At 67.7% G+C, this 9615-nt stretch carries 7 protein-coding genes; 3 read left to right on the top strand and 4 right to left on the bottom strand.

Annotated features, from left to right (window positions below):
• From P2Q66_RS15650 to P2Q66_RS15660, 3 genes are all read right to left on the bottom strand, one after another.
• On the bottom strand, positions 1 to 1247 hold a 1247-nt coding region (locus P2Q66_RS15650), incomplete at its 3' end, for an AI-2E family transporter (RefSeq protein WP_275729597.1).
• A gap of 85 nt (positions 1248 to 1332) precedes the next feature.
• A complete protein-coding gene (locus tag P2Q66_RS15655) occupies positions 1333 to 2013 on the bottom strand; it encodes a FadR/GntR family transcriptional regulator (RefSeq protein ID WP_275729598.1) in 681 nt (226 codons plus the stop codon).
• 11 nt (positions 2014 to 2024) lie between these two features.
• Positions 2025 to 3311, bottom strand: a complete 1287-nt coding sequence (locus P2Q66_RS15660) for an MFS transporter (protein ID WP_275729599.1) — start codon at positions 3309 to 3311, stop codon at positions 2025 to 2027.
• 143 nt (positions 3312 to 3454) lie between these two features.
• Here P2Q66_RS15660 and P2Q66_RS15665 point away from each other — a divergent pair, with 143 nt between their 5' ends.
• The gene (locus P2Q66_RS15665) at positions 3455 to 5026 is read left to right on the top strand and encodes a CYTH and CHAD domain-containing protein (RefSeq protein ID WP_275729600.1); all 1572 of its coding nucleotides are present in this window, start codon (positions 3455 to 3457) and stop codon (positions 5024 to 5026) included.
• Positions 5027 to 5105: 79 nt separating this feature from the next.
• On the opposite strand, the gene P2Q66_RS15670 is transcribed toward P2Q66_RS15665, so the two are convergent.
• Positions 5106 to 6542, bottom strand: coding sequence for a PucR family transcriptional regulator (locus P2Q66_RS15670; protein ID WP_275729602.1), 1437 nt, complete (start codon positions 6540 to 6542; stop codon positions 5106 to 5108).
• A 171-nt stretch (positions 6543 to 6713) separates the two neighbouring features.
• Between P2Q66_RS15670 and P2Q66_RS15675 the strand changes: the two genes are divergently transcribed.
• Together P2Q66_RS15675 and gabT are read left to right on the top strand one after the other, a co-directional pair.
• The gene (locus tag P2Q66_RS15675) at positions 6714 to 8144 is read left to right on the top strand and encodes an aminobutyraldehyde dehydrogenase (protein WP_115526457.1); all 1431 of its coding nucleotides are present in this window, start codon (positions 6714 to 6716) and stop codon (positions 8142 to 8144) included.
• A 73-nt stretch (positions 8145 to 8217) separates the two neighbouring features.
• Positions 8218 to 9588, top strand: coding sequence for a 4-aminobutyrate--2-oxoglutarate transaminase (gene gabT / locus P2Q66_RS15680; RefSeq protein ID WP_275729606.1), 1371 nt, complete (start codon positions 8218 to 8220; stop codon positions 9586 to 9588).
• Positions 9589 to 9615: the final 27 nt, after the last annotated feature.

Consider the following 9615-nt stretch of genomic DNA (forward strand, 5'->3'; position numbering starts at 1 on the left):
GGCTGCGTGTTCGCCGGCGGCAGGTCCGGGTTCATGTCCTCCATGTTCGGATCCTCGGCCGTCCACACCTGGATGATCGCCCACGCCACGGCGGCCAGGGGGACGGACAGGACTGCGCCCACGATGCCTGCCAGGATGGTGCCGGCCGTCAGGGCCATCAGGATTACCAGGGCGTGGAGCTGCAGTGACTTGCCCATGACAATGGGCTGGAGGAGGTCGCCCTCCAGCTGGTTGACCGCGATGACCACGGCCACCACGATCAGGGCCACCACGGGCCCGTTGGCCACCAGTGCCACCAGCGCGGCCAGGATGCCGGCCACGGTGGCGCCCACCAGCGGGACGAAAGCTCCGATGAAGACGATGATGGCCAGCGGGAAGGCCAGCGGAACCTGCATGATCAGCAGCGCGGCGCCGATGGCCACCGTGTCCACCAGTGCCACGATGGCGGTGCCGCGGACGTAGCCGCCCAGGACCTCAAGGGTGCGGCTGCCAACCCGGCGGAGCTTGGCCTCGCGGGCCCCGCGGAACGGGCGGAGGAAGAAGTTCCAGATCTTGGCGCCATCCTTGAGGAAGAAGAACAGGATGACCACCATCAGGGCCGTGCCGGCGATGAACTCGGTCACCACAGACAGCCCGGTGATCGCTCCGGAACGGACCTGGCTGCTGGTGGCAAACTCGATGATTCCCTGACGGGCCTGCTCCAGCTGCTCCTGCTCGATGGGGATCGGCCCGGTGCGCAGGAACTGCTCAAGCTCGTCGAGGCCGGATGAAGCCTGCGCTGCCAGTTCGCCCCACTGGCTGCGAACCGAGAAGTAGATCACTGTGAAGACGCCGCCGAGCAGCAGCAGCAATCCGATGAACGCGATGCCCGTGGCCAGGCCTCCGCGCATTCCGCGGCGCCGCAGCATGTTCACGAACGGGCCGATGGCGGCTGCCAGGATCAGCGCGATCAGGATCGGAATGACCAGGAGCTTGATCTGCATCAGCGCGTAGACGGACACCACGGCGACGGTCAGGATCAGCAGGATCTGGGCCGCGCGGATGCCCACCCGTCCGAGCCCGTCGGACCAGAGTGCGCTGGGCGGCTTGGTTTCCCGGAGCTTCGCGCCCCGATGCAGGGCAGATTGTCCAAGGGGTTGGCCCTGTCGCGGTGCCCCTTCGGCTGCCGCCGCGGCCTCGGCGCCAGGTTTCGGCTGTGGGGTCTCGTTGCCCAACTCGTGTTCGGTCAGGCGTGTGGATCGCGCCATGGGAACTCCTCATCATCGGCGGCACCCGCCTGCGGGTGCAGGGCAGGCTTAACTACCTACGTCAGATAGTAAGCCTACTGACCGATTACGTGCCGAGCCACTCTGCGCAGGAGTTCAGGTTTCTGTTCACGGTGGCGACGGCGGCGTCCTCGTCGTGCCGTTCGATGGCCGCCAGCAGCAACTCGTGCCCTTCCTGGGGGAGCCCTTCGAAGCCCGGCCGGCCCTGCTGGGTGAGGAGGTCCTGGTGGAGGACGGGGCCAAAGCTGACGTAGAGCTCATGCAGCAGCGGGTTGCCGGAGGCCTGGGCCACCCGTTCGTGGAAGCCCCAGTCAGCCCGCGCCCAGCCCTCATAGTCCCTGCCTTTCCAGGCCTGGTCCCGGGTGGTGAGGAGCCCGCGCAGGGCGGTGACGTCGTCGTCGGTGGCGTTCCTTGCAGCCAGCCTCGCCGCCTGGGTGTCCAGCCCCAACCGGACTTCCAGGATGTGCTCCTCCGTGTGGTCCTGGTACATGCGGCGGGCGGCGCCGGAGATCTCGCTGGTGGCGCGGACGTAGGTGCCGTCGCCGCGGCGGACTTCCAGCATTCCGCTGTGCGCGAGGGCCTTGATGGCTTCGCGAAGGGTGCCGCGGGACACGCCGAGTCCGGCGATCAGTTCGGTCTCTGACGGGATGCGCTGGTTCAGCGGCCACTCGCCGGAGTGGACCATGGCGCGCAGTTTGGCGGTAACTTCATCGGCCAGGGGCGCGCGGGTGGAGGGGCTCAGTGCCATGGCGTCCTACTTTATCTGGTGTTGGCTTTGCCGGTCATCGGCGTGCCGGTGATCAGGTGGGCCACCACAATCTGGACCAGCGCCAGGGCCAGCAGGATCGCGAGGGGCAGGGTCCAGCCCCCGGTTGCCCCGTGCAGCAGGCCCATTCCGAAGGGCCCGGCCGTTGCCAGCAGGTAGCCGGAGGACTGCGCCAGGGTGGACAGCGCGGTGGTTTCGGCCGTGCTTGCCCCGCTGCGGCTGATCATCACCATCACCAGCGGGAAGATTCCGAGGCCAAAGCCCAGCAGGACGGCCGACACGAAGGAGAGCTGCACGGGCAGCACCAGCAGTGCCACCAGCCCCAGTGCCATGACGATGCTGACCAGGTAGAACGCCGGGCGCAGCATCCGCGGCCGTGACCCGATGGCGATCAGGACCATGCCGGCGGGGACCGAGACAAGCTGCATCAGTCCGAACATCAGCCCGCTGTCCGAGGCGCTGAGCCCCATGGTGGTGAGCATGTAGGGAAACCAGCTCAGCAGGGCGTAGGCGAGCAGGGCCTGCAGTGTGAAGATCGCGGTGAGGAGCACGCCTTGTCGGGTCCGCAGCAGCGGCCAGGGCGAGATGGCGCCCGGGGTGCCGCGGGAGCTGTTGCGGTGCGCGTGCAGCACCACGGGAAGGAAGCCAAGGAAGGCCGCGACGGCGGTGATTCCGATGGCGCCGACGGCCGCGGACGGCGATCCCAGCGCCTGCGCCAGGGGGACCACCGCTACGGCGGTGACGGTTGCACCGGTGGTCATCGTGACCGTATACATGGCGGTCATTAGAGAAGTCCGGGAGGCGAACTGCTCGCGGATGAAGGACGGCATCGCCACGTTGCAGACGGCCAGGCCGGACATCCCCACAACGCTGCCGGCAACCAGCATCCCGGTGGCCGGAATGCCGCGCAGCAGGAGACCGCCGGCCAGCATTGCCAGGGCCAGCAGAATCGCCTTCTCCACGCCCAGCCGCCCGGTGAGCCAGGACGTTCCCGCGCCGGCAAGTGCGAAGCAGAGGGTGGGAATGGAGGGAATGATTGCCGCCACCAGCGGGCCGTAGCCGAGCACGGTCTGCAGATCGTGCAGCAGCGCCGACGCCCCGGTAATCCCCGCACGAAGGTTCAGCCCGATGAGGACGAGCGCAATAACGCCGAAGACGACGGCGGACCGCGGCTTTGCCTGCACGGCCGGGACTGCCGCGGACGCGGGAGCGGCAGCGGCTGATGCCAAAGCGGCCGGAGCGGGAGCGGATGCGGCCGGCGAGGGCGGGGTGGCAGACATACTTCAAGGGTAAAGGTTAGACGTTTGATGTCTAGGGTTTTGTGGGCAAGCTCTCCCGGCTTTCCGGCCCGGGGCAATAGACTGCGAACGGGCGGATGCCGGGCATCCGGACTACGCACTGCAGCAATTGTGGAAGGACGGCTGTGAAGGCTTCCGAGGGACTTGAGGTCGAGAAAAAGTACGACGCCGGCGACGACGCCGTAGTGCCCCCGCTGCACGACCTGCCCGGCGTTGCCCGGGTGGGCGAGCCGCACACCGCGTTGCTGGAAGCCGTCTACTTCGATACCGCCAAGCACACCCTGGCCTCCCGCCGTATCACCCTGCGCCGCCGCACGGGCGGAACCGACGCGGGCTGGCACCTGAAACTGCCGCCCGAATCCTCCGCTTCCACAGGGGCCGAACCGCAGGAGCGCCGCGAGCTGCACGCCCCGCTGGGCCAGCCCGGCGTCGTTCCGGACAGCCTGCTGGCCCGCGTGCAGGCGTATGTGCGGGGAGCGGAGGTGGCCCCTGTGGTGCGGCTGCATACCGAACGCACCACCCATGCGCTGTACGGCGGGGACGGCGTGCACCTGGCGGACCTGGCCGATGACCGCGTGACGGCGGAGCGCCTGCACGGGCAGGATGTGTCCGGCGAAGCAGCCGGTGAAGGGCACAAGCAGCAGTGGCGTGAGTGGGAGCTGGAACTGGTCCACGGGGAGCCGGAACTCTTCGCCCCGGCCGAGCAGCTTCTGCTGGCAGCCGGCGCCCGTCCCGCCGGGCATGCCTCGAAGCTGGCCAAGGCCCTGGGCACGTCCGCCAGCCGCGAGGAGGGCACGCCCGCACTCCTGTCCGGGAAGAAGGCCCCGGCCGCCGCCGTCGTCACTGTTTACGTTGCGTCACAGATCGAGCAGCTCCTCGCCCAGGACGGGGCGGTGAGGCTGGAAGAACCGGAAGGCGTGCATGACATGCGTTCGGCCACGCGCCGGATCCGTTCCGGCCTGGCAGCGTACCGGAAGCTCTACCGGGCAGTGCCGGTGCGGCGGCTGCGGGACGAGCTGAAATGGCTGGGCCGGCTGCTCGGCGAGCCGCGGGACGCCGAGGTGCTGCTGGGCCACCTTCGTGGACACCTGGACAGTCTCCCTCCGGGCGAGGGTACCGACGCGGCGCGCGCCCGGGTGGAACGCCAGGCCGGAGCCACCTTCGACGCAGGGTACCAGCGCCTCCAGGAGGCCCTGCAGTCCAAACGCTACTTCAGGCTCCTGGACAGCCTCGAAGACTTCCGGGACAACCCGCCCGTGCGCGCCCAGGCCGTGGCGCCGGGACAGAGGGTGGCTGCGAAAGCCGTGGACAAGGCGGCGAAACGGCTGCGGCGCTCGCACAAGGCGGCCTCGCACGCCCGGCGCGGAACGGACCACGAGAACGCCCTCCACCAGGTGCGCAAGGACGCAAAGCGGCTCCGGCACGTGGCGGAATCAGCGGCCCTCGTGAAGGGCAAGCGGGCGGGCAAGGTGGCCAAGGCGGCCCACCGGCAGCAGAAAACCCTGGGCGATTACCATGACGCCGTGCTGGCCCGCGACCTGGTCGCCGGCCTCCGGTCGGACCGGGATCCTGCGGCAACGGCTGAAGCCTACGGGGCGCTGCAGAAACGGCAGGAAGAACTGATGGCGGCCGCCGAATCGAAGTACCGGAAGGCCCGCAAAAAGTCCCGCGACCTCCTGCGGCGCGGAGTCCTCTAGGCACAGGTCCAAGGCAACGCGGGGTCAGATACGGCCCCCGGAACGGCGGACATTGGGCCTGGAGTGACCCCGGGTTGGCTTACTTGCCCTGCCGCGCGGTCAACCGGGCCACTGCCAGGGCCAGCCACAGCTGCACCCGGTCCGAGGTGACCGACGGGTCGTATCCGGTCAGCTCGGTGATCTGGGCCAGCCGGTAGCGGACGGTGTTGCGGTGCAGGGTGAGCTCCTCGGCAACGGCCGCCACGGAACCGTTGTTGTTGAGGTAGCTTTCCAGCGTGGCCATCAGCTCGGCGCCATGGGCCGCATCGAAGGTGCGCAGCGGGTTCAGCGATTCCTGTGCCATGTCCGCCAGCGGCACGTCCTCGCTGGCCAGCAGCAGTGATGTCAGGCTCAGCCGCTCCGGCTCGTTGACGGGCAGTCCGTGGCTTGCCGCATCCCGGGCCTCGAAGTAGCTCCAGCGCAGGCCGTTCGGTTTGGTGTACGCGCCGCCGATTCCGATGGTGGCGTGGATCCCGGCCTCGGCAAGGTGGTCGCTGAGCTTCCGCGCCAGGGCTGGTGCCTTTCCGCCGTCGTCATTGACCACCAGGACCAGGTCCTTGCCGACGACGGCGGCAACGGCGTTCTCCAGGTCCCGCGGCACGGAGGTGCTCACCAGGGCCTTGTTGTGCGCGGCAGAGACGGCCAGCAGCACCACGTTCTTGCGGGTGCTGTTCACGCCCACGCCGGCCAGCCGGCGCTGCGCCTCGCTGGTTTCGAGCGCGCCGTGGATGACGTCCTCGAGCACCTGCCCGCACAGGGCGCGCTGCGCCTGGCGCTGCTTGACCATGTTGTTCAGCTCCACGCTGATCAGGTTCTGGGCGTAGCCGATGATGCCGGAGTCCTCGAACGGTTGCCGGACCCACAGGGTGCAGGCATCGCGGCGCCCGGTGGGGATGGGATAGGAGGACCAGGTGTCTGCGGACGGCGACTCGCTGCTGCTGTTGTAAAGCTGCGCCGTGAACTGGGTGAGGGCAATATCCGTCCGGAGCATGCTGCCCAGGTGCTTCAGGAGCTCGGCGAGCCCGCCGCCGGTCAGCAGCGCCCGGGCCAGCACCTGGTGCCCGGCGATCAGCCGCTCCAGCTTGGCATAGTGGTCCGCGGACTGGGCATCGGCCACCAGCTTGCCGATGGCGATGAACGGGGTTTCATAGGGGACCTCCACCACAGGCAAGCCCCACCGGTTGGCCTCGGCCAGGAGTGCCGGCGGCACGGCATCATGCGAGAGCCCCACACCGAATCCGATGCCCACGGCCCCGGCCCGCTGCACCTGGCGGACAAAGCGCCGCTGCTCCGGCGCGGAACGCAGCCGCAGCCCGGTGGTGAGGATCAGCTCGCCGCCGTTGATGAACCGCTGCGGATCCTCGAGCTCCGTGACCGCCACCCAGTTGATGTCCTGGTGCCAGGTGGTTTCGGCAACCCCTGCCTTGGAAAGCTTCAGGGAGTTCACGCCCAGCAGGGCAGCGAGGGAAATGGCCATGCATCAAGGATAAACGGGCTCTGGACAACCGCACTAAACACCGTAAGGAAGGGTGTGCAGGTGGCTATTCACTGGGCAGGGGCGCTGGCATAGGCTCAAGGCAGTTCCATCCATCCGCCCTGGTCCAATAACCCTGGCGCCGATGGCCCCTTACGAAAGAGGTTGCACACCGTGGTCCAAACCTTGCAGAACTTCATCAACGGACAGTTCGTCACCCCTGCCGGCACAGGCCTGCTGGACGTCGTGAACCCCACCAACGGCGAGGTGGTGGCCGTTGCGCCCATCTCCGTGCAGGCCGACGTCGATGCCGCGATGGCCGCTGCGAAGGACGCGTTCAAGACCTGGAAGCACGTCACCCCGGGCCAGCGTCAGCTGATGCTGCTCAAGCTCGCCGACGCCATCGAAGCCAACAGTGACGAACTGGTGGAGGCCCAACACCGCAACACCGGGCAGGTCCGGTCCCTGATCGCTTCCGAGGAAGTGGCCGCCGGCGCAGACCAGCTCCGCTTCTTCGCCGGTGCCGCGCGCATCCTGGAAGGCAAGTCCGCCGGCGAGTACTTCGAGGGCCACACCTCCTATGTCCGCCGCGAACCCATCGGCGTGGTGGCCCAGGTGGCCCCCTGGAACTACCCGTTCCTGATGGCCATCTGGAAGATCGGCCCCGCACTCGCCGCCGGCAACACGGTGGTCCTGAAGCCCTCGGACACCACCCCGGAATCCACCCTGGTCCTGGCCCGCCTGGCAGGGGACATCCTGCCCGCCGGCGTCCTCAACGTCATTCTCGGCACCGGCCAGACCGGCGCCATGATGGTGGAGCACAAGGTCCCCGGCCTGGTGTCCATCACCGGCTCCGTCCGGGCCGGCATCGCCGTCGCTTCCGGCGCCGCCAAGGGGCTCAAGCGCGCCCACCTCGAGCTGGGCGGCAAAGCTCCCGCCATCGTGTTCAAGGACGCCGACATCAAGAAGAGCGCGGCTGCCATCGCCGAGTTCGCGTTCTTCAACGCCGGCCAGGACTGCACCGCCATCACCCGCGTGCTGGTGGAGGATTCGGTGCATGACGACGTCGTGGCAGCCATGGTGGAACACACCAGGACCCTGCACACCGGCTCGCAGAACGACGAAGACAACTACTTCGGCCCGCTGAACAACGTGAACCACTTCAACGCCGTGACGTCCGTGGTGGAGAACCTGCCCGCGAACTGCCGCATCGAAACCGGCGGCCACCGGGCGGGGGAGAAGGGCTACTTCTTCGAGCCCACCATCATCACTGGCGCCAAGCAGACCGACGACGTGGTTCAGAAGGAAACCTTCGGCCCCGTCATCACCGTCCAGAGCTTCAGCACGGAGGAAGAAGCCGTTGAGCTCGCGAACGACGTTGAATACGCCCTCGCCTCCAGCGTCTGGACCACCAACCACGGCACGGCCATGCGCCTGAGCCGGGACCTGGACTTCGGTGCCGTCTGGATCAACACCCACATCCTGCTCACCGCCGAAATGCCGCACGGCGGCTTCAAGCAGTCCGGCTACGGCAAGGACCTCTCCATGTACGGCGTGGAGGACTACACCCGCATCAAGCACGTCATGAGCGCACTCGACTCATAAATTCTTCGGTCATTGAGCTTGTCGAAACCAAGATCTCGACAGGCTCGATCACCAGGCTCTGAAAGGAAAACCCATGACCACCACCGCATCCGATATCACCTTCCGCCTGGAGCAGAAGCGCCGCGTCCAGGCCGACTTCCCGGGCCCCAAGTCCCTCGCCCTCGCCGAGCGGCGCAAGTCCGTGGTGGCCGCGGGCGTCGCTTCCGGCGTTCCCGTATACGTGGCAGACGCCGACGGCGGCATCATCCATGACGTTGACGGCAACTCCTTCATCGATCTCGGCTCGGGCATCGCAGTCACCAGCGTGGGCGCGTCCGATCCCGCCGTCGTCGGTGCCGTCAAGGAAGCCGTGGAGCACTTCACCCACACCTGCTTCATGGTCACACCCTACGAAGGCTACGTGGCCGTCGCCGAGCAGCTGAACCGCCTCACCCCCGGTGACCACGAAAAGCGCACCGTCCTCTTCAACTCCGGCGCAGAAGCCGTGGAAAACGCCGTGAAGGTGGCCCGCCTCGCCACGGGGCGTGACGCCGTCGTGGCTTTCGACCACGCCTACCACGGCCGCACCAACCTCACCATGGCGCTGACCGCCAAGGCCATGCCCTACAAGACCAACTTCGGCCCGTTCGCGCCCGAGGTCTACCGCATGCCCATGAGTTACCCGTACCGCGAGGAAAACCCGGAGATCACCGGTGCCGAGGCTGCCAAGCGCGCCATCACCATGATTGAAAAGCAGATCGGCGGGGACCAGGTTGCCGCGATCATCATCGAGCCCATCCAGGGCGAGGGCGGTTTCATCGTTCCGGCTGAGGGCTTCCTGCCGGCGCTGGCTGCCTGGGCCAAGGAAAAGGGCATTGTCTTCATCGCCGACGAGGTCCAGTCCGGCTTCTGCCGCACCGGCGAATGGTTTGCCGTCAACCACGAGGGCGTCATCCCGGACATCATGACCCTTGCCAAGGGCATCGCCGGCGGCATGCCGCTGTCCGCCATCACCGGCCGCGCCGACCTGCTCGACGCCGTCCACCCCGGCGGCCTGGGCGGCACCTACGGCGGCAACCCGGTAGCCTGCGCGGCTGCCCTGGCATCCATCGGTTCCATGGAGGAATACGACCTGGCCGGCCGCGCCCGCCACATTGAAGCGGTTGCCACCACGCGCCTCCGTGAACTGCAGACTGAACTGGCCGGCACCGGCACAGGCGTTATCGGCGACATCCGCGGCCGCGGCGCCATGCTGGCCATCGAACTGGTCCAGGCCGGGTCCAAGGAACCCAACCCTGAACTGACCAAGGCTGTTGCTGCCGCCTGCCTGAAGGAAGGCGTCATCATCCTCACCTGCGGCACCTACGGCAATGTGATCCGCCTGCTGCCGCCGCTGGTCATCACCGATGACCTGCTGAACGACGGCCTGGACGTCCTCGCCGCCGCCATCAAGGCCAACGCTTAACCGGAAACGACTCCCTCCGGCAACGCC

Source organism: Arthrobacter sp. Cr_A7 (assembly GCF_029222765.1).
Classification (GTDB): domain Bacteria; phylum Actinomycetota; class Actinomycetes; order Actinomycetales; family Micrococcaceae; genus Arthrobacter.

What these genes read in the sequence shown, in the direction of transcription:
- P2Q66_RS15655 (WP_275729598.1), bottom strand. Translation starts at nt 2,013, where the DNA reads ATGGCACTGAGCCCCTCCACCCGCGCGCCCCTGGCCGATGAAGTTACC.
- gabT (WP_275729606.1), top strand. Translation starts at nt 8,218, where the DNA reads ATGACCACCACCGCATCCGATATCACCTTCCGCCTGGAGCAGAAGCGC.
- P2Q66_RS15660 (WP_275729599.1), bottom strand. Translation starts at nt 3,311, where the DNA reads ATGTCTGCCACCCCGCCCTCGCCGGCCGCATCCGCTCCCGCTCCGGCC.
- P2Q66_RS15670 (WP_275729602.1), bottom strand. Translation starts at nt 6,542, where the DNA reads ATGGCCATTTCCCTCGCTGCCCTGCTGGGCGTGAACTCCCTGAAGCTT.